Source organism: Immundisolibacter cernigliae (genome assembly GCF_001697225.1).
In the GTDB taxonomy this organism is placed as follows: Bacteria; Pseudomonadota; Gammaproteobacteria; order Immundisolibacterales; family Immundisolibacteraceae; genus Immundisolibacter; species Immundisolibacter cernigliae.
Genome location: NZ_CP014671.1, coordinates 975,658 through 995,542 on the forward strand (window position 1 = coordinate 975,658; position 19,885 = coordinate 995,542).

The following is a 19,885-nucleotide window of genomic DNA, read 5'->3' on the forward strand; positions in this document are numbered from 1 at the left end:
GAGCACGCACGATGACGCAGGGCCTGACGCGCAAGAAATCCATCAGCGCCGCGCTCGTCAATGGCGAGCATGGCCTGGCGCGCAGCCTGTCGGGACTGGACCTGACTCTGCTTGGCATCGGCGCCATCATCGGCGCGGGCATTTTCGTGCTCACCGGCGTGGCGGCCGCCACCAAGGCCGGGCCGGCGCTGTCGCTGTCGTTCGTGGTGGGTGCCTTCGCCTGCGCCTTCGCGGCGCTGGTGTACGCCGAATTCGCGTCCACGGTGCCGCTGTCCGGCAGCGCCTACACCTACACCTACGTCACGCTGGGCGAGCTGCCGGCGTGGATCATCGGCTGGGATCTGATCCTGGAGTACGGGCTGGCCTGCGCCACGGTGGCGATCGGCTGGTCGGGCTATTTCCTGCGCCTGCTGGCCGGGCTTGGCATCACGCTGCCGGCGCAGCTGGTCGGCGGCCCCCTGCAGGGCGGCTACATCAACCTGCCGGCCTTCGGCGTGATGCTGCTGATCAGCGGTCTGCTGGCGCTGGGCGTGCGCCAGACCAGCCTGGCCAACGGCCTGATCGTGGTGCTCAAGCTGGCCGTGATCGGCATTTTCCTGTTCGCCGCCGTACCGCATGTGGAGCCGGCCAACTGGCAGCCGTTCATGCCGTTTGGCTGGGAGGGCGTGATGGCCGGCGCCGGGTTGATCTTTTTTGCCTACATCGGCTTCGATGCGGTATCGACCGCCGCCGAAGAAGCAAAAAATCCGCAGCGGGACATGCCGATCGGCATCATCGCCTCGCTGGTCCTGTGCACGCTGATCTACATCGCCGTCACCGTGGTGCTGACCGGCATCGCGCCGTATACCTCGCTGAACGTATCGGACCCGATTGCCTTTGCCCTGTCCGGGGTCGGCGAACGCTTCGCCGCCGGTGCCACCGCCATCGGCGCGGTGGCCGGCCTGACCTCGGTGCTGCTGGTGATGATGTACGGCCAGACGCGCGTGTTCTACGCCATGTCGCGCGACGGCCTGCTGCCCAAGGCCTTCTCGACCGTGCACCCGCGCACGCGCACGCCGGCGCGCACCATCCTTGCCACCGGCCTGGTGATCGCCATTGCCGCCGGCGTGCTGCCGATTCACGAAGTGGCGTCGCTGGTCAACGTCGGCACGCTGGCGGCCTTCATCATGGTGTCGCTGGCGGTGCTGTACCTGCGCCGTGCCCAACCGGACCTGCACCGACCGTTTCGCACGCCGTTCATGCCGTGGGTGCCGATCCTGGCCATCGTGTCCTGCGGTTATCTGATCGCCAGCCTGGAGGCGGTGACGCTGTGGCGCTTCGTGGTCTGGATGCTGATCGGCGTGGCGCTGTATTTCGGCTATGCACGCCAGCGCAGCGTGCTCGGGCGCGCCTGACGCGAAAGCCGGGCCCAGACACCGTGCCGCGCCGACCACGACACGCAACGCTGCTGCTGTTGGCAACGGCCTTGACCGGCTGTTCGCTGGCGCCGCACGAACCGCCGCCGGCAATCGCCCTGCCCGCCGGCTGGAACGATCCGGTCATCGGCCAGGATGCAGCCGCGCCCATGGCCGACTGGTGGCGCCGGTTCGGCGACCCAGCGCTGGATGCGCTGGTCGCGCAGGCGCTCGAATACAACCTCGATCTGGCGCTGGCCGCCGCGCGCATCGAAGAAGCACGGGCGCAGCTTGGCGCCAGCCGCGCCGAGCAGTGGCCGACGCTCGATGCGCAGGCCGATGCGTCCCGCCAGCGCAGTGCCAGCGGCAACGGCAGTCTTGGCAACGCCGGCGTGCGCGAGCTTTACAGCGTGGCGGGCGTGCTCGGCTACGAACTGGACCTGTTCGGCCGCCTGCGCAGCGCGACCGACGCCGCCCGTGCGCGCCTGCTCGAATCCACCTACACCGCCGACGCGCTGCGCCTGACGGTGGTGACCGACGTGGTCAGCGCCTACCTCGACCTGCGTGCGGCCGAACGCCAACTGGCCATCACCGACGCCACCGTGCTGTCCCGCCAGGAGGCGCTGCGCCTGCAACGCGCGCGGCTGCGTCTTGGGGCCGACACGGAACTGACGCTGCGCCAGGCCGAAGCAGCGCTGGCCGCTGCCCGCGCCCAGGCCGCCAGCCTGCGCGAGACGCTCGGCCGGACACAGACGGCGCTGGCAGTGCTCAGCGGCGCCTCGCCACAGGCGCTGTTCGACGGGCAGCCGCCGCCCGGCCAGTTCGCGACCCTGGACCTGCCCGGCGAGTTTCCCGGCGTGCTGCCGGCGCAGCTGCTCGAGCGCCGGCCAGACATCCGCGCCGCGCAGGCCGCGCTGCGCGCAGCCGATGCCGATATCGGCGCCGCGCGTGCCCTGTGGTTCCCACGCATCAACCTGACGGCGCTGATCGGCTCGGACGCGCTGCGCGTGGGCGATCTTTTCAGCGGCCAGGCGGCCAGCTGGTCGCTCGGCAGTTCCCTGGTGGCGCCGCTGCTCGACTTTGGCCGCGCCGAGGCCCAGGTAGCCGGCGCGCAGGCCCGGCGCGCGCAGTCGCAGGCGCTGTACCGGCAGACGGTGCAGACGGCATTTCGTGAAGTGCGCGACGCGCTGACCTCCCTGCGCGAGGCGCAGGCCCGGCAGCAGGCGCAGACCGATGCCGTCGCGGCGCTGACCCGGGCGCGCGAGCTGGCCGGCCTGCAGTATCTGAGCGGCCGGGGGCTTTATCTGGACGTGCTGGATGCCGACCGCAGCCTGCTCACGGCGCAGCTGGACCTGACCGCCGCCGCGCGCGATGCCCGCGTGGCCGCCGCAACGCTGCACAAGGCACTGGGCGGCGACTGGCCGGCGCCGGCGCCAAGCTGACCCCGCGCCGTGGCTGAGCCCATCACGGCCCGCGACTTGGCCGTCACGACAGAAACCTTCCTGCTACCGCGCGACAGCATGCCCGACCCATACCTGATCGACCTGCGCGAGCATCCGAATCCGGCATTGCTGGCCGCCTTCGAGGATTTGTATCGGCGCACCTTCACCGATCCTGCCGAGCGCGAGGACCCGGCGCAGTGGCCCCCCGGCTGTATGGCGAGCTGCCCGCGCCGCAGCCGCGCATGCACCTGCTGGTCGCCATCGACGAGCAGGGCCGAAACCTGCTCGGCGGCATCGCGTTCGAGTATTACCGCGACAGCCGCTGCGGCCTGCTGACCTATCTGGTGACCGCGGCCGACTCGCGCCGGCGTGGCCTTGGCCGGCGGCTCGTGCAGGGCGCACTGGCGCGGCTGCAGCAGGAGGCCGAGGCGCACGGCACGTCCCTGCGCGGCGTATTCGCCGAAGCCGAAGACCCGGACCAGGTCGGCCCGGAGGGCAACGCCATGCCGCCCGCCGAACGCCTGACGGCGCTGGCGCGACTGGGCGCGCGGCGGATCGATGTGCCGTACGTGCAACCGGCACTCGAGGGCGGCAGCGGGCCTTGCCGGCACCTGCTGCTGCTGGTCTTCCATCCGCCCTCCGGCGCCGTCCCGGCCGCTGTGGTGCAAGGGTTTCTGCACGAGTTCTATCGGGCGCTCGGAATCACGGATCCGGCGGCGGATGCCGATTTTCGCGCCATGCAACGGGCGCTCGCCCAGCGGGCCGATTGCGCCGTGACGATCGCCGCCCGGTAATGCCCGCCCACACCGCAGCAGCCCGCAATTCAGCCACCGCCCAGCGAGCAAACGATGCCAGACCTGAGCCAAGCACCGGGACCGGACAACCCCACACTGAACATCGCAATGGCGGCGGTGTGCCTGCATTTCGTCGAGAACCCAGCGGAGTCGGTACCGCCGTTCGTGTACCCGTCCGGCAGTGTGTTCCAGTCGATGGAACTGGACCTGCTGGCCTACCGCTTCCAGGATCCCCCGCCGTTCGGCAGCGACATCGAAGCGCATCCCCCGCAGCGGCGGCCGATCCTGATCGAGTACCCGAAACAGTTCACCTACCACTCCGAGGGGCGTGCCCCGCAGCTGCGCATCGAGGCGCCGTTGCGCCGCGCGGAGCTGCTGGTCAGCTCGACGCGTTTTGCGGCCTGCGGCCGGCGCATCTGGCATCTGGTGATCACCCCGCGCGAGGGCGAGACCTTCAGCGAATACGACCTGATCATGCTGATCCACCTGTACGACGGCCGCACGGAACGCACCGGCCTGCGTGAGCAGATCCGCTTCCGCTTGGACGATGCAGACTCCGCCGGCTGCCTGGTCTCGGAACTGCCGCGGCGCCTCGGGCTGCCGCTGCAGGCGAACGACGATCCCGAGCTCAAATGCGGGACGCTGCAACTGCTGATCGGCAACGACGACGGCGACGCCGCAGCCAAGACCGACGAACCGCGGCCGAACGTGTTCGACACCCTGCGCAGCGCCCGTGAAGCGGACGGCGACGAGGCTGCACAACGGCTCAAAACCTGGATGCGCGAGGACTGCCCACAGCGGCGGCAGATCATGGCCTACTGCGGCATCGTCACCGGCATCTTCGACTTCGAAAAAATCGACGACGAGGAGGCGCTCGACACCCTGGAGCCGACCTTCGCCGCGTCTTCGTCGTTCCTGCGCATTCACCGCCGCACGCTGATCAGCATCGCCGATGACGACCGCGGCATGCGCGAATGCTGGAACAGCATCGGCATCAGCCCGTACCTGATCCTGCCCCACGCGGCATTGATCTACAACGAAACGCTGGTGGACTGGGCCGAGCGCGGCATCAGCGCGGCGCTGGCCGATCATGGCGCCCGACTCGGCGCCCTCGAGGACGCCCATTTCGACGCCGACAGCCACCTGAGCGCGCTGTATCTGCCGAATGTTTTCAATTACGTCACCGAACGGTCCCTGTTCGATGCCGGCGACCTGTGCCGCGGTTCGAATGCCCGGCGCACGGCCGTGCTGGCGAAGCTGGATCAGCTGAAAAACCAGATCGAGATCGTGCGCGAACACCAGCGCAAGGGCGGCGAGACCATCATTCAGATGCTGCTGGCGGTGATCTCGCTGCTGCAGGTCAAGAGCGTGATCGCGGAAATTTTCGGCTGGGAGCCAAACCACGCCGGGGTATGGCTCGCGTTGAGCATCGGCATCCTGATACTCACCGCAGTGGTCTGGTGGTCCTACCGCAGAGGCTTGCCGAAACGCATCGGCAAGTCCGCATCGGGCTGAAACCGCGCCACCGGCACGGCACCGGGCACGCCCCCGACTCAGGCGCAGGGAAACAGGCTGCCGCCGTTGGCCTCATGCCAGCGCTGGATGCTGCCCCAGATGTCCTGCGCGGTTTCCGCGTACCAGAAAAGCTCCCGGTCTTCGGGATCGATGACGCCCTCGTCGACCAGAAAGTCGAAATCGACCGCCCGTCGCCAGTAGCTCTCCCCGACCAGCACCACCGGCACCGGATGGATCCTGCGTGTCTGGATCAGCGTCAGGGTCTCGAACAGCTCGTCGAGTGTGCCGTAACCGCCCGGAAAGGCCACCAGCGCCCGTGCCCGCAGCAGGAAGTGCAGCTTGCGCATCGCAAAGTAGTGGAAGCGAAAACACAGCCGCGGCGTGATGTAGGGGTTCGGGTACTGCTCGCGCGGCAGGCTGATGTTCAGACCCACCGACTTGGCGCCCACGTCGAAGGTGCCACGGTTGGCCGCCTCCATGATGCCCGGCCCGCCGCCGGTCATCACCACCACCCGGCAGTCCTGCGGCCCGTCACCGGCGCAGCCGACCAGGCGCCCCAGTTCGCGCGCCACGTCGTAGTAATGACTCTTGGCGGCACGCCGCTTCGCCACCGCCAGCTGCTCGGCCAGCGCCGTGTTGCCCGGCTCGGCCGCCAGGGCGGCGCGGCAAGCCTCGACATCGCGCTCGGCCACTGCCGGTTCGCTGATGCGGGTGCCCCCGAACACCACGATCGTGTGACGTATGCCGTGCTCGCGCAGCAGCAGTTCCGGCTTTAGGTAGTCGACGTGCAGGCGCAGGCCGCGGGTGTCCTCCTGGCTCAGGAAATCCGGGTCCTGGTCGGCGATGCGGTAGCTGGGGCTGTCCAGGATGGCCTGCACGCGCTGCGGCGCGGCCGGATCCTCGGAAGCCGGCTTCGGATGCTGCTCCGGCAGCGGCCTTGCCCGCTGCTCGGTCGGCGGAGGCGGCGGCTGACGGCTCATGCCGAGGCGGGACGACGCGCCGCTCGACGCGCGCGCAGACGCAGCACACCGTGCTCAACCAGCGAGTACACCACCGGTACCACCACCAGCGTGAGCAGGGTCGAGGACACCATGCCGCCGATCACCGCCACCGCCAGCGGGCCGTTGGTATCGGAGCCCGCACCGACACCGAAGGCCGCCGGCAGCATGGCCAGGATCACCGTCAGCGAGGTCATCAGCACCGGGCGCAGGCGCACCGGACATGCCTCGCGCAGGGCCTCGCCGATGCTCTTGCCCTCGTCGCGCAGCTGGTTGGTCAGGTCAACCAGCAGGATCGAGTTCTTGGCCACCAGGCCCACCAGCAGCACCAGACCGATCATCGAATAGATGTTCAGCGTATGGCCGGCCAGCCACAGCGCCGCCAGCCCGCCGACCATCGCCAGCGGCTGGGCCACCATGATGATCAGCGGCTGCAGGAAGGAATCGAACTGGCTGGCCAGCACCATGTACAGCATCACCAGCGCCAGCACGAAGGCGGTGGCGACGAAACCCATGGTCTGGCTGAACTCGCGCGCCGAGCCCAGCAGCTTGATCGAATAGCCCAGCGGCAGAACCTCGGCGGCGACGCCCTGCACCTTCTCGACCGCCACGTTCAGGGGCATTTCCGGATTGTTGTAGAAACGCGCCGCGTACTGCAGGTCGAAGCGGTCGATGCGCGCCGGGCCGGGCTTCTCGACGAAGCGGGCCACGGTGTCCAGGCGCACCAGCTCGCCGTTGCCGGCGCGCAGGAAAATCTTGCGCAGGTCATCGGGCGTCTCGAAGGTCCCGTCGGGTGCCTTCAGGCGCACGTCGTAACGCTCACCATCGCCCGGATCGTCGTTCCACTTGGCGATGTCCATGCCGCCGGCCAGCACGTTGGCTGCCATTGCCACGTCGCGGCTGGACAGGCCCAGCGCCGCCGTGCGCGTGCGATCGATCTCGAGGCGCAGCTGCGGCATGTCCAGCAGCAGGTCCAGGTCGATGAAACCGAAGCCTGGCATCTGCATCAGGCGTTCGCGCATCTGCACCGCATACTCGCCGACCCGCGTGAGGTTCGGCCCGCGCACCGCAAACTGCAGGGTCTCGCCGCGCTGGCCGCCGATGGCCGGTGTCGGCACGGCAAAGGCGCGCACACCGGGCAGGCTGCCCAGCTGCGGGCGCAGGCGGGCGATGACCTCATGCTGGCTGATGGCGCGTTCGTCGCGCGGCGTGATGGTGACGAAAACCATGCCCTCGTTGGCCTGCGCCGTCGTGAACAGGCCAATGGCGCCGAAGGTGTACAGCACCGTCGGGTCGGCCTCCAGCACCTGCTCGATCATCTGCAGGCGCGAGTTGGTGTACTCGACGCTCGAGCCGAGCGGGGTCTTGAAGATCACCATGAAGCGGCTCTCGTCCTCCACCGGGACGAACTCCTTGCCGATCGCGCCGAAAAACCAGCCGCTGCTGGCCACCACTACCAGGGTTGCTGCAACCACCCCCCAGCGCCAGCGCAGGCCGGCATTCAGCACACGCCGGTAAAAGCGATCCATGGCCTCGAAAAAACGGCCGAATGCACCGTAAAGACGGCCGTGGCTGTGGCTGACGTCCAGGTAGCGCGAGCACAGCATGGGCGTCAGCGTCAGCGACACGAACCAGGACACCAGTACGCCGAACACCACCACCACCGAGAACGAGCTGAAGAAACGCCCGATCATGCCGCCCATGAACACCACCGGCACGAAGATGGCGACCAGCGACAGCGTGGCGGCCAGCACCGCGAACATCACCTGTTTGGTGCCCTCGATGGCCGCGCTGCGCGGGTCCGGGTCGATGTGCTCGCGGTGGCGGTGGATGTTCTCCAGCACCACGATGGCGTCGTCCACCACCACGCCGACCAGCAGCAGCAGCGCCAGCAGGGTCATGGAATTGAAGGTGTAGTCCAGAAAGTACATCACGGCGATGGCGCCCAGCAGCGACACCGGAATGGCGGCGGCGATGATGAGCGTGGCCCGGAAGCTGCGCAGGAACAGCAGCACCACGGCCCCGGCCAGCAGCGTGCCGGAGATCAGATGCTCCTTGAGCGCATCGACCATCTCGACGATGAAGATCGAGTTGTCGGTGCCCTGCCGGATCTCGATACCGGCCGGCAGCTGGGGGATGATTTCCGTTTTCAGGCGCTGCTGGACCTCGTCGACGATGGCCACGGTGTTGGCGCCGGTCACCTTGACGATGCCCATGCCGACCACCGACTGCCCGTCGCGCCGCGCCAGACGCCGGTAATCGGCCATGCCGTCGATGACCTCGGCCACCTGCGACAGGCGGATTTCGGCGCCGTCCTCGTAGCCGATCACCATGTTCTGCAGCTCGCGCGGGCTGTGGTACTCGATATCGAGCTTCAGCAGCCGCTCCTGCGTGCGCGAGGTGACGAAGCCACCGGGCAGCAGCAGGTGCTCGTTGCGAAACGCATCCAGCACGTCCTGCACCGTCAGGCCGTGCGCGCTCAGGCGCTCCGGGTGAACCTCGACGCGGATGTTGCGGGGGCGCAGGCCGCCGATGCGGATGTCGCCGACGCCGTCGATGGTTTCGATCTGGCGGCGCAGCGTGTTGGTGACAAAGGTGTTCAGCTGCTGCAGCGTGCGATCGCCCAGGATGTGCAGCCACAGGATCGGCGTGGCGTCTGCCTCCACCTTGGCCACCACCGGCGGGTCGGCGTCGTCGGGCAGGTCGGCCACCACCTGGCTGACCTTGGACTGCACCTCCTGGAAGGCGACGTCGATGTCCTTTTCCAGCTTGAAGGTGATGGTCACCTGCGACACGCCGGGCGTGGAACTGGACTGGATGTAGTCGATGCCGGGCACGCTGTTGACCTGGCGCTCGATGATGTTGGTGATGCTGGCGTCGATGACCTCCGGGTTGGCGCCCGGCTGGGTGGTGGTCACCGACACGATCGGGAAATCGATATGCGGAAAGCGGTCCACGCCCAGCGCGCGGTAAGCGACGATGCCAAACAGCACGATCACGCCGCTCAGCATGTACGCCAGTACATGCCGGTTGATGGAAAGTTCCGGCAGACTCATGCGCCACCTTCCTGCACCCGCACGGATGCACCGTCGGTCAGAAAGCCGGCACCGTCAACCGCCACCCGGGCGCCGGCCTCCAGCCCGGACAGTATCTCCACCGTGCCGGCGCGGTACACGCCGGGCTTGACCGTGACGGCACGCGCCTTGTCGCCCTCGATCACGTACACGGTCGGCCCGGCCGGGCGCAGCACCACGGCGGTTTCAGGCACCGTCATCGCCTGCTCCCGACGACCGAGAATGACCTCGCCATCGACACTGGCGCCAGCCTTCCAGCCGCCCGGGTTGGGCAGATCGACCAGCACCAGCAAGGCACGGTTGTCCTGGCCGACGGTGGGGCGGATCTCGCTGATGGCGGCCTCGACCACCGTGTCCGGTGCCGAGGGCGAGCGCAGGCGCACCGGCAGACCGGGTTTGAGCACGTCGGCCAGCGCCTCCGGGTACGGCAGGGCCACGCGCAGCAGGCGATCGGTGCTCAGGCGCACGATCGGCGCCCCCACCGCGACGTAGTCCCCAACGTTGACCATGCGCGCCGACACGGCGCCGTCGATGGGCGCCGTCACCCGGCCGCGGGCCAGGTTGCGCGTGGCTTCCGACAACTGCGCCTGCGCGGCGGCTCGCTGGCTGCGCAGGGCCTGCAACTGGGCACGAGCGTCATCGAGCGCGTTCTTGGCGAAAAAATCGCTTTTCGCGAGGGTCTCGTAGCGCTCGACCAGGCGCTCCTGCTGGGCGATCAGGGCTGCCAGGCGGCCGATCTCGGCCTGCGCCGAACCCTGCCGCAGGCGGTAGTCCTCGCTGTCGAGCTCGATCAGGGTCTGTCCCTTGCGCACCTCGTCGCCCACCTCGACCTTGACACTGAGCACGCGCCCGGCAACCTCGGCCGCCACCACCGGCTCGACCAGGCTCTCGATCTGGCCGACGCTGCTTTCCAGCGTCTCCACCGGCGCCATGCCGACCTGCGTGGTGGTCACGAGAATGCCGGGCGGCTTGACGGCGGCCTGTTCCTGCTTGCCGCAGGCAACCAACGCGAAGGCGAAAACGAGGACCGCGGGCACGGTCCGCACGAACGGGCGCAAAGCTGGCATGGAAGCTGTTCTTGGTCTGTGGCTGGGGGAAATCGGGCAACGCCGCGGGCAAGCCGCCACGGCGATCCGTTCGACATCCTGTCCGAACGATGGTTGCGCACGGCACGCAAGTGAAATCATCTGGCTGGAGAATCACGCGGGCGGCCCTGCCCACGTCGGTGCGCGCCGGGCTGTTCGGAACCCCGTCGAGGGGCGCCAGGTGGGCCGGGACGCGCTGTTTTATAGCACAGCCAATGCACATCCCTGACCGGCCGTTTGGTCCGGATCAGGCCGGCGCCGGCCGCCATGGGCGCTCCCGCGCCAGCGCTGCCCGGCGCTCGCGATGGTCCGGCAGCGCCGCCGCCAGCAGGGCGTAAAACCGCGGCCCGTGGTTCATTTCCCGCAGATGACACAGCTCGTGCAGCAGCACGTAGTCGATCAGCGGCTGCTCCAGAAGCACCAGGCCCAGGTTCAGCGTGATGTGGCCATCGGCCGCGCAGCTGCCCCAGCGAGCACGCAGACGCACGATCCGCGGCGGCGGCAGGGCCCGCCCTGACAACCAGGGCAACGCAGTCGCCAGGGTCGCGAGCCGTGGCGGCAGCAGGGCCTGCGCCTGGCGGCGGTACCAGCCATCGAGCGCCCCGCTGACCGTCGGCGCGTGTTCCGGCGCCGGCACCGACACCTGCAGGCAGCCGTCCTGCAACTGCACCCGCGCGCGGCCGACGGCCAGCTGCAAGGGGTAGCCCTGGCCAAGATACCGCTGCTGGCTGCCGGGGCCGAAATCCGGGGCAGCTGTCATTCGGCGAGCGCGACGCTCGAGCTGGCCGGCAATCCAGCGCCGGTGGCGGTGCAGGATGTCCGGCAACAAGCGCGCCGGCAGGCGCAGCGGCACGCGCAGTTCGAGCACGCCGTCGGCGCTCACGCGCAGCGCATAGGTACGCCGCCGGGCGCGCAGCACACGGCAAGCGAGCCGCCGGCCGTCCAGCTCGAAGGCTAGCGGGACAGCGACGTCCCCGGTCATGGCTCGCCGAGCCGCTCGAATACCTGCACGCAGCGCGGCGGCAGGCTGCACTCGCCACCGGCCGACAGGCTCAGCCCGTCACCCCTGCCGTCAGTCGCACAGGTATCGAACACGCGCCGCCAGGATGCGCCAAGCCCGGCCGGCGGCATGTGAAACACCACCGCCTCGGCACCCGCATGCAGGATGACCAGATAACTGTCGTCGCGCCGCGACTGACCCTGCGGCCCCAGGTGCTCCACGCCCGCCTCACCGTCCAGCACGCAGGCCAGCAGGTGCGGCTCGGCCTGCCAGTCGTGGTCGGCTTTTTCGCTGCCGTCGGCGTTCAGCCACACGATGTCCTTGTGGCCGCTGGCGGTGATCGATCGCCCGCTGAAAAAGCGGTCGCGGCGAAACACGCCATGGCGCTCGCGCAGCTTGAGCAGGCGGCGCAGGTAGCGCTGCAGGGCGGCCCCATCCTCCTGCTCCAGCTGCGTCCAGTTCGGCCAACTGATGGCGTTGTCCTGGCAGTAGGCGTTGTTGTTGCCGCCCTGCGTGTGGCCGAACTCGTCGCCGGCCAGCAGCATCGGCGTACCCTGCGACAGCAGCAGCGTCGCCAGCAGATTTCGCATCTGCTGCTGACGCAGCGCCTCGATGACCGGATCGTCGCTCGGCCCCTCCACGCCGCAGTTCCAGCTGAGGTTGTTATCGGTGCCGTCGCGGTTTTGCTCGCCGTTGGCAGCGTTGTGCTTGTGCTCGAAGGACACCAGGTCGCGCAGCGTGAAGCCGTCGTGGGCAGTGATGAAATTGATGCTGGCGGTCGGCCGGCGGCCGTGATTGGGGAAAATGTCGCTGGAGCCTGTCAGACGCGAGGCCAGCGTCGCCACCTGGCCGGCATCGCCACGCCAGAAGGCGCGCACGGTGTCACGGTATTGGTCGTTCCATTCGCCCCAGCCGGCCGGGAAGCCGCCCAGCCGGTAGCCGCCCGGCCCCAGATCCCAGGGTTCGGCGATCAGCTTGATGCCGGCCAGCACCGGATCCTGGCGCACGGCATCGAAAAAACCGCTGCCCGGATCGAAACCGCCGTCCGAGCCCTCGCGCGCCAGGGTGGTGGCCAGGTCGAAGCGAAAGCCATCCACGCCCATCTGCTGCACCCAGTAGCGCAGCGAGTCGAGCACCAGTTGCAGCACCCGCGGCTGGGCCAGGTTCAGGCTGTTGCCGCAGCCTGTGAAGTCCCGCGTGTGGCGCGGCGCCTGCGGATTCAGGTGGTAGTAACTGGCGTTGTCGATGCCGCGGAAACTGAGCGTCGGCCCCAGCTCGCTGCCCTCGCCGGTGTGGTTGTAGACCACGTCCAGCAGCAGTTCGATGCCCGCATCGTGCAGCGTGCGCGCCAGCAGGCGAAATTCGCCCGGGTCCGGCCGGGTCAGGAAGCGGTTGTCCGGGGCAAAAAAGCCAATCGAGTTGTAGCCCCAGTAGTTACTGAGGCCCGCATCGACCAGGCGCCGCTCGTCCAGGTGCGCATGGACCGGCAGCAACTCGACCGCGGTCACGCCAAGATCGGCCAGGTACGCGACCGGCGCCGGCTCGGCGAGACCCCGAAAACTGCCGCGCAGGGCATCCGGCACCTGCGGATGGCGGCGCGTGTAGCCGCCGGCGTGCATCTCGTAGATCACGCTGCGCCGCCACGGCGTGCGGGGCCGGCGCCAGTGGTGCGCGTCCGCTGCGTCGTCGACCACCACGCACTTTGGAACATAACGGGCGCTGTCGCGGGTGTCGAAGGACAGGTCGCCGCGCGCATCGCCCACCCGGTAGCCGTACAGCGCGTCGTGCCAGCGCACGGCGCCGTGCAGCAGGCGGGCGTAGGGATCGATCAGCAGCTTGTGGTGATTGAAGCGGTGACCATGCTCGGGCTCATACGGCCCGTACACGCGATAGCCATACAACTGGCCGGGGCGCAGGTCCGGCAGGTAGCCGTGCCAGACCTCGTCGGTGTATTCGGGCAGCGCCACGCGCGCTGTCTGTCGCGCGCCGGTGCCGTCGAACAGGCACAGCTCGACCTTTTCCGCGTGCAGCGAAAACAGGGCGAAATTCACGCCGCGGCCGTCCCAGTGCGCGCCGAGTGGATAGGGCTGGCCGGGCCACACGCGGGGACGATCGAGCGGTGCAGTCATGTCAGAACGCCAGGCCGGGGAGGTGGGCAGCGGCAAGCATTGATCGGACCAGTGCCACACACCACGCCCGACCTAACAGAATGTTGAAAAAGCCCATCCATGGGCTTCTTCAACTCGCCTCGTCGCGGTACACGCCCGCGACGGGCTCCATGAATCAAGCACGAAGTGCTTGATTCATGCTGGGGCATCCTGCCCCGGATGGGCAGCGCTGGATAAATCAGCGCCGCCCTAACGCTGGGCAGCCGCCTCGCGGCCGGCCTGGCGCAACTCGGCTTCAAGGCGCGCCGCTTCGATCTCGCGCATCACATCGCCCACATTGGCCGGCGTAGTGTCGGCCTCCACGTGGCCGGTCAATACGCTGTCCGGGTGCAAGGTGCCGGCCGCGTACAGCTGCCAGATCTCTGGCCCATAGGCCCGCCCCTGCAGCTGCGGCGCGAAACGGCCCAGGTACTCACCAAGATTGCTCACGTCCCGCTCCAGCAGGGCGCGGGCGCTGTTGTTGGCGGTGGCATCGACCACCTGCGGGAGGTCGATGATGACCGGCCCGTCGGCCGTCAGCAGCACGTTGAACTCCGACAGATCGCCATGCACCATGCCGGCGCACAGCATCCGCACCACGTCGGCCAGCAGCCGCGCGTGGCAATCGAGCGCCTCCTCGGCCGTCAGGGGCAGATCGCCCAGGCGCGGCGCGGCGTCGCCGGCCGGGTCGGTGATCAGCTCCATCAGCAGCACGCCGTCGAACAGTCCATACGGCTGGGGCACCCGAACGCCGGCCGCGGCCAGCCGGTACAGCGCGTCGACCTCGGCGCTGTGCCAGGCGGTTTCCGCTTCGCGGCGGCCGTAGCGGCTGCGCTTTTCCATGGCCCGCATCTGCCGGCTGTTGCGGGCCTTGCGGCCTTCCTGGTACGCCACGGCCTGACGAAAGCCGCGCTGCTGGGCATCCTTGTAGACCTTCGCGCAGCGCAGCTCCTCACCGCAGCGCACCACGAACACAGCCGCTTCCTTGCCGCTGCGCAGCGGACGCACGACGGCGTCGATCAGGCCGTCTTCGAGCAGGGGCAGCAGCTGCGGCGGGACTTTCACGGCGTCAGCACCGTCCGTCCGGGCCGGCGTCTAACCGAACGGGCAGGCGCGTGTTCAATCGCGAAAATTCACGAACTGCAGCGGCAGGTCGAAGTCTTCCTGCTTGCGCAGCAGGGCAATGACGGTCTGCAGGTCATCGCGATTCTTGCCGGACACGCGCAGCTCGTCGCCCTGGATGGCGGTCTGCACCCTCAGCTTGGCGTCCTTGATCAGCTTCACCAGTTTGCGGGCGTGGTCGGCGTCGATGCCCTGGCGCACGGTTATGGTCTGCGTCGCCCGCTGGCCGACTTCCTGCACCTTGCCGTAATCGAGCGACTTGAGGTCCACGCCGCGCTTGGCCATGCGCATGCGCAGCACCTCCAGCAATTGCTCGATCTGGAAGCGGTTGGGTGCCTCGGCGGTCATGACCTCCTCCTTGAGCGTGACCCTGGCGCCGGAGTCCTTGAAATCGAAGCGCGTGGTCAGCTCGCGGTTGGTCTGGTCGACCGCGTTGGCGACCTCATGCAGGTCGGCCTTTGAAACGACGTCGAATGACGGCATGGCTAGTCCCGTTACGTGTTCCAGAAATGGCAAGAATCGAAAACGCGGCCGACGCGCACGGACAAGCGCCAGTCACGCCGATTGTCAGCCCGCGTGCGCGTCCTTGTCCTGTGCGGCCGGCGCAACGACCGTCTCGACCTGCATGAACGGACTGCTCGCAGGAACCTGCGACGGCACCGGCGCCGGCGGCTCGAAGGCCGGTTCGGGCGGCGGGTCGGGCTCCCACCCGGACTGCGGGCTTTCCTGAGCCGGCGGCGGCTCGATGGGCGTTACCGGCGCCCAGGGCACGTGCTCCGGCGGCTGGAGTTCCGCAGCCAACGGTGCGTAGTCGGTTACCGGCGGCGACATCGCTGGCTCGAAAACCGGCGTGTCGAACTGGACGTCCCGGCTCACCTCAAACGCCGGGGCAACGACTGCAGGCACCACAACGGCAATCGGCGCCGACGGGATATTCGTACCCCATTCGGGTTGGACGGCGACCGGTTCGCGCGGCTCGGGCGCGACCGGCGACACAGGGCGCGCCTGCGCGTCAGGGACGTTGTTCCTGGGCTCGGCGCCACCCTGGCCCTGTCCGCGTTGACCCCCGCGGCGGCCACGGCTGCGACCGGATTTACCCTCGCGCGGCTCCCGTTGACCATCGCGGGCCGCCGGATCGCGATGCGTGTCGCGGGGCATGGACGAATCACGCTGGCTGTCGCGTTGGCCATCGCGCACAGCCGGCTGGTTGCGCGGCGCCGCTGGCGCCTGAGGCCGCTGCGCGTTGCCGCCCTGGCGGCCGCGGTCCGGGCGGGCGTCCCGCTCCGCACGAGTCGTGGGTAGTTCAGGGCGCGGCGGACGGTTTCGCGGATGACGCTGCGGGGCCTGCTCCACCGACACGGGCGGCTGATAGCCAACCAGACTGCGCCACAGGCGGGTGAACAGGCCAGCCTGCGGCTGTGGCGCCGCCGCTACAGTTGCCTCAACCGGACTTGGCGGCGGCGCGCTGCGCACCAGGCGCTGCACGGCCGCCGGCTGCGCCACGATCGCCGCCGGTGCGGCAGCCGCTTCCGGCGCCGGCACGGTCAGCGCCAGTTCATGGCTGGGCGTATCCAGCAGGCGCTTGTTCAGGTCCTGCACGCGCGTGCGGTCGAGCTCGTAATGCGGGGTTTCGAGCGCCGGGTTGGGCAGGATGATGGGGTTCACGCCCAGGCGCTGACCCAGCTCGGACACCGCGTCACGCTTTTCGTTGAACAGATAGGTCGCCACCGCCACCGGCACCTGCACCGCCAGGCGACCGGTGCGCTCCTTGAGGGATTCTTCCTCCAGCAGGCGCAGCACGTGCAGGGCGGTCGACTCCACGCTGCGGATGGTGCCCTGGCCCTCGCAGCGCGGGCAGGTGATGTGGCTGGTTTCCTTCAGCGAGGGACGCAGGCGCTGGCGCGACATTTCGAGCAGCCCGAAGCGCGACAGCTTGCCCAGCTGGATGCGCGCCCGGTCGTGCTTGACCGCCTCCCGCAGGCGGTCTTCCACCGCCCGCTGGTTGCTGCTTTTCATCATGTCGATGAAGTCGATCACGATCAGCCCGCCCAGATCGCGCAGCCGAAGCTGGCGGCCGATCTCGTCGCAGGCTTCCAGATTGGTGTTGGTGGCCGTCTCCTCGATGTCGCTGCCGCCCGTGGAGCGCGCCGAGTTGATGTCGATGGCGGTCAACGCCTCGGTATGGTCGACCACCAGCGCACCGCCGGAGCGCAGCGGCACCTCGCGCCGGTGCGCGGTCTCGATCTGGTGCTCGATCTGGTAGCGCGTGAACAGCGGCACCTTGTCCTGGTACAGCTTCAGCTTGGGCAGGCTTTGCGGCATCAGCTGCTGCATCAGCGCGCGGGCCTCCTCGTAGGTGGCCTCGTCGTCGATCAGCACTTCGCCGATGTCATCCCGGAAGTAGTCACGGATGACCCGCGCCACGACGTTGTTTTCCTGGTAGATCAGGAACGGGGCGGACTTGCCGGTGCTGGCCGCATCGATGGCGTTCCACAGCTCGACCAGGTGGTCCAGATCCCACTGCAGCTCGGCCAGGCTGCGCTCGGCGGCCACCGTGCGCACGATGACGCCCATGTTGGCCGGCAGTTGCAGTTGCCCCAGCAGGTCTTTGAGTTCCGCCCGGTCATCGCCCTCGATCTTGCGCGACACGCCGCCGGCGTCCGGACTGCACGGCATCAGCACCAGATAGCGGCCGGCCAGGCTGACATGCGTGGTCAGGGCCGCGCCCTTGGTGCCGCGCTCTTCCTTCTCGACCTGGATGGTGACTTCCTGGCCTTCGCGCAGTTGGCGGGCGCCCGGTTCGCCGTTCGGGCCCTGCAGATAGGTCGCAGCGACTTCCTTCAGCGGCAGAAAGCCGTGGCGGGTGCCGCCATAGTCGACGAAGGCCGCTTCCAGACTCGGCTCGACGCGGCGCACGATGGCGCGGTAGATGTTGCCCTTTTTCTGGTTGCGGTTCGGCGATTCGATATCGAGGTCAAACAGGTGTTGGCCATCGACGATGGCCACCCGCAGCTCTTCCGACTGGCGGGCGTTGAACAGAATTCGTTTCATCGGGAAATTCTCGTGGCAGACGCCTCACGGCGTAGCGCGTGCCGGACGGCAGCGCCCCCAGGGGCGCAGGCTCATGGGCCGGCATGCCGCAACGCGGCGCGACGCGGGGATCGGGAACAGGGCCTCCGGCGAGGGCGGTCCGCGAGGACTGGCGCAGGAGGAATAGAATGGCTCGCACAAAATCGGTTGCAGCGGCGCCGGCGCGACACGCCGACGAAACGGACACGGCAAACATCAGGCGGTCCCAGGCATTGCGCCCGAGACACTGAATCACCGCCCAAATCTTTTTGATCATGAAGATGGCCACTGCGCCGACAACATTAACACGCGATGACAGGGCTTAATACAGGCACCGACGCCGCGCCCGGCCGGGCGGTGGCGTACGTGAACGTTGCCGATGACCAGGCCGGGCAGCGGGTCGACAACTTCCTGATGGCGCGCTTTCGCGGCCTGCCGCGCAGCCGGGTGTATCGCCTGCTGCGCCGCGGCGAGGTGCGCGTCAACGGCGGTCGCATCGGCCCGGAACACCGACTGCAGGCCGGCGACCGGGTGCGCCTGCCGCCGGTCGACCTGCCGCCGCCCCGGCCGCCCGGGGAAGCGCCCGACCATCAGCTGCGCGAGCTGACCGGCAGCATCCTGTTCGAGAACGAGCGCCTGCTGGTGCTGGACAAACCCGCCGGCCTGGCCTGTCACGGCGGCAGCGGGGTCAGCTTTGGCGTGATCGAGGCGCTGCGGCAACTGCGGCCCAATCAGCCGTTCTTCGAGCTGGTGCATCGCCTGGACCGGGACACCTCGGGCTGTCTGCTGATCGCCAAGCGGCGCAGCACCCTGCGCGCCCTGCATGAGCAGCTGCGCAGCGGCGCCGTCGGCAAGCGGTACCTGGCGCTGCTGGTGGGCCAGTTCCCGGGCCGTCGCCAGCGCGTGGATGCGGCGCTCGACCGCTACGAGCGCGGTGGCGAGCGGCTGGTGCGCGTGGCTGCCGACGGCAAGCCGGCACAAACGGTGTTTCACCTGCGCGAGCGGTTTGCCGGCGCCAGCCTGGTCGAGGCCGAATTGCTGTCCGGGCGCACGCACCAGATACGCGTGCACGCCCAGTACCTGGGCTGCCCCGTGGCCGGCGATCCGAAGTACGGCGACCCGGCGGCCGAAGCAGCGCTGGGCGCGATCGGCCTGAAACGGCTGTTCCTGCACGCGGCCAAGATTGAACTGGCGCCGCTGGACGACGACACGCCGCAGGTCTTCGAAGCACCCCTGCCGGCGGCGCTCGAAGCCGTGCTCGAGCGCCTGCGCGATACTCAAACCACCTAGAGGCCTGCATGAACGACGACACCAACCCTACCGCCTGGGAACGCGGCGTGCTCGAACGCCTGTTGCGGGACACGCTGACCGAACAGCGCCGCGCCCGCCGCTGGCGCATCTTCTTTCGCCTGCTGTCGGTGTTGCTGGTGCTGCTGGTGCTGGGGCTGTTTCGCGCCGACGTGGGCGTGCCACAGGTCGCCAGTCGCCACACCGCGCTGGTGCAGCTGAACGGCATCATCGCACCCGGCACGGACGCCAATGCCGACATCATCATAGAGTCCCTGCGCAAGGCCTACGAGAACACGCAGGTGGCCGGCGTGGTGCTGCGCATCGACAGCCCCGGCGGCAGCCCGGTGCAGGCCGGGCGCATCAATGCCGAAATCCGGCGCCTGCGCGAGCTGCACCCGAAGGTGCCGCTGTACGCCGTGATCGACGACATATGCGCCTCGGGCGGCTACTACGTCGCCGTCGCCGCGGACAGGATTTACGCCGACAAGGCCAGCGTGGTGGGCTCGATCGGCGTCCTGATGAACGGCTTCGGCTTCGTCGACGCCATGCAGAAACTGGGCATCGAGCGGCGCCTTCTGACCGCCGGCGACCACAAGGGCTTCCTGGACCCGTTCTCGCCGCAGAGCCCCGAGGACGCCGACCACGCCCGCGAGTTGCTGCAGGCCATCCACAGCCAGTTCATCGAGGTCGTGAAAGACGGCCGCGGGGCGCGCCTGAAGGACGATCCGCGTCTGTTCAGCGGGCTGGTGTGGACTGGCGACCAGGGCATCGAACTGGGGCTGGTCGATGCCCTGGGCGACACCGATTCGGTGGCGCGCGAGGTATTCAAGGCCGACAAGGTGGTCGACTACACCGTGCGTCCGGCCTACTTCGAGAAGCTCATCCGCAGTGCCGGCGGCGAGGCGGCCAGCAGTCTGCTTGACGCGCTGTCGGACGGCCTGCGCTGGCGCTGATC

14 protein-coding genes are annotated in these 19,885 nt (G+C 68.7%); 6 read left to right on the plus strand and 8 right to left on the minus strand.

Annotated features, from left to right (window positions below):
- Positions 1-11 precede the first annotated feature (11 nt).
- The 4 genes from PG2T_RS04600 to PG2T_RS04615 all read left to right on the plus strand — a co-directional run bounded on the left by PG2T_RS04600 (position 12) and on the right by PG2T_RS04615 (position 5,145).
- A complete protein-coding gene (locus tag PG2T_RS04600) occupies positions 12-1,394 on the plus strand; it encodes an amino acid permease (protein ID WP_068803038.1) in 1,383 nt (460 codons plus the stop codon).
- Positions 1,395-1,453: 59 nt separating this feature from the next.
- A complete protein-coding gene (locus PG2T_RS04605) occupies positions 1,454-2,836 on the plus strand; it encodes an efflux transporter outer membrane subunit (RefSeq protein ID WP_158513148.1) in 1,383 nt (460 codons plus the stop codon).
- Positions 2,837-3,033: 197 nt separating this feature from the next.
- Positions 3,034-3,630, plus strand: a complete 597-nt coding sequence (locus PG2T_RS04610) for a GNAT family N-acetyltransferase (protein WP_068803039.1) — start codon at positions 3,034-3,036, stop codon at positions 3,628-3,630.
- A 54-nt stretch (positions 3,631-3,684) separates the two neighbouring features.
- Entirely contained in the window at positions 3,685-5,145 is a 1,461-nt protein-coding gene (locus PG2T_RS04615) for a hypothetical protein (protein ID WP_145930993.1), read from the plus strand.
- Positions 5,146-5,183: 38 nt separating this feature from the next.
- On the opposite strand, the gene PG2T_RS04620 is transcribed toward PG2T_RS04615, so the two are convergent.
- From PG2T_RS04620 to PG2T_RS04655, 8 genes are all read right to left on the minus strand, one after another.
- Positions 5,184-6,125, minus strand: coding sequence for an LOG family protein (locus PG2T_RS04620; RefSeq protein WP_068803041.1), 942 nt, complete (start codon positions 6,123-6,125; stop codon positions 5,184-5,186).
- On the minus strand, positions 6,122-9,199 hold the full coding sequence (locus tag PG2T_RS04625) for an efflux RND transporter permease subunit (protein ID WP_068803042.1): 3,078 nt from the start codon (positions 9,197-9,199) through the stop codon (positions 6,122-6,124). The genes PG2T_RS04620 and PG2T_RS04625 overlap by 4 nt, the downstream gene beginning before the upstream one ends.
- Entirely contained in the window at positions 9,196-10,254 is a 1,059-nt protein-coding gene (locus PG2T_RS04630) for an efflux RND transporter periplasmic adaptor subunit (RefSeq protein ID WP_158513149.1), read from the minus strand. The genes PG2T_RS04625 and PG2T_RS04630 overlap by 4 nt, the downstream gene beginning before the upstream one ends.
- Before the next feature lie 295 nt (positions 10,255-10,549).
- On the minus strand, positions 10,550-11,284 hold the full coding sequence (locus PG2T_RS04635) for a M48 family metallopeptidase (RefSeq protein WP_068803044.1): 735 nt from the start codon (positions 11,282-11,284) through the stop codon (positions 10,550-10,552).
- The gene (gene glgX, locus PG2T_RS04640; RefSeq protein ID WP_068803045.1) at positions 11,281-13,431 is read right to left on the minus strand and encodes a glycogen debranching protein GlgX; all 2,151 of its coding nucleotides are present in this window, start codon (positions 13,429-13,431) and stop codon (positions 11,281-11,283) included. The genes PG2T_RS04635 and glgX overlap by 4 nt, the downstream gene beginning before the upstream one ends.
- A 228-nt stretch (positions 13,432-13,659) precedes the next feature.
- Positions 13,660-14,514, minus strand: a complete 855-nt coding sequence (locus tag PG2T_RS04645) for a PA4780 family RIO1-like protein kinase (protein ID WP_068803046.1) — start codon at positions 14,512-14,514, stop codon at positions 13,660-13,662.
- Positions 14,515-14,568: 54 nt separating this feature from the next.
- Positions 14,569-15,054, minus strand: coding sequence for a YajQ family cyclic di-GMP-binding protein (locus PG2T_RS04650; protein WP_068803047.1), 486 nt, complete (start codon positions 15,052-15,054; stop codon positions 14,569-14,571).
- Positions 15,055-15,138: 84 nt separating this feature from the next.
- The gene (locus PG2T_RS04655; protein ID WP_068803048.1) at positions 15,139-17,622 is read right to left on the minus strand and encodes a ribonuclease E/G; all 2,484 of its coding nucleotides are present in this window, start codon (positions 17,620-17,622) and stop codon (positions 15,139-15,141) included.
- A gap of 384 nt (positions 17,623-18,006) precedes the next feature.
- On the opposite strand from PG2T_RS04655, the gene PG2T_RS04660 reads away from it, so the two are divergent.
- Positions 18,007-18,930: an RluA family pseudouridine synthase gene (locus tag PG2T_RS04660; protein WP_202816424.1), complete on the plus strand. Its 924-nt coding sequence runs from the start codon at positions 18,007-18,009 to the stop codon at positions 18,928-18,930.
- Positions 18,931-18,938: 8 nt separating this feature from the next.
- Positions 18,939-19,883 (plus strand): S49 family peptidase, encoded by a 945-nt coding sequence (locus PG2T_RS04665; protein ID WP_068803050.1) that lies wholly within the window; start codon positions 18,939-18,941, stop codon positions 19,881-19,883.
- Positions 19,884-19,885: the final 2 nt, after the last annotated feature.

Excerpts from the sequence above, each read along its gene's own strand:
- PG2T_RS04600 (WP_068803038.1), top strand. The coding sequence starts at position 12 with ATGACGCAGGGCCTGACGCGCAAGAAATCCATCAGCGCCGCGCTCGTC.
- PG2T_RS04615 (WP_145930993.1), top strand. The coding sequence starts at position 3,685 with ATGCCAGACCTGAGCCAAGCACCGGGACCGGACAACCCCACACTGAAC.
- PG2T_RS04620 (WP_068803041.1), bottom strand. The coding sequence starts at position 6,125 with ATGAGCCGTCAGCCGCCGCCTCCGCCGACCGAGCAGCGGGCAAGGCCG.
- PG2T_RS04625 (WP_068803042.1), bottom strand. The coding sequence starts at position 9,199 with ATGAGTCTGCCGGAACTTTCCATCAACCGGCATGTACTGGCGTACATG.
- PG2T_RS04635 (WP_068803044.1), bottom strand. The coding sequence starts at position 11,284 with ATGACCGGGGACGTCGCTGTCCCGCTAGCCTTCGAGCTGGACGGCCGG.
- glgX (WP_068803045.1), bottom strand. The coding sequence starts at position 13,431 with ATGACTGCACCGCTCGATCGTCCCCGCGTGTGGCCCGGCCAGCCCTAT.
- PG2T_RS04650 (WP_068803047.1), bottom strand. The coding sequence starts at position 15,054 with ATGCCGTCATTCGACGTCGTTTCAAAGGCCGACCTGCATGAGGTCGCC.
- PG2T_RS04655 (WP_068803048.1), bottom strand. The coding sequence starts at position 17,622 with ATGAAACGAATTCTGTTCAACGCCCGCCAGTCGGAAGAGCTGCGGGTG.
- PG2T_RS04665 (WP_068803050.1), top strand. The coding sequence starts at position 18,939 with ATGAACGACGACACCAACCCTACCGCCTGGGAACGCGGCGTGCTCGAA.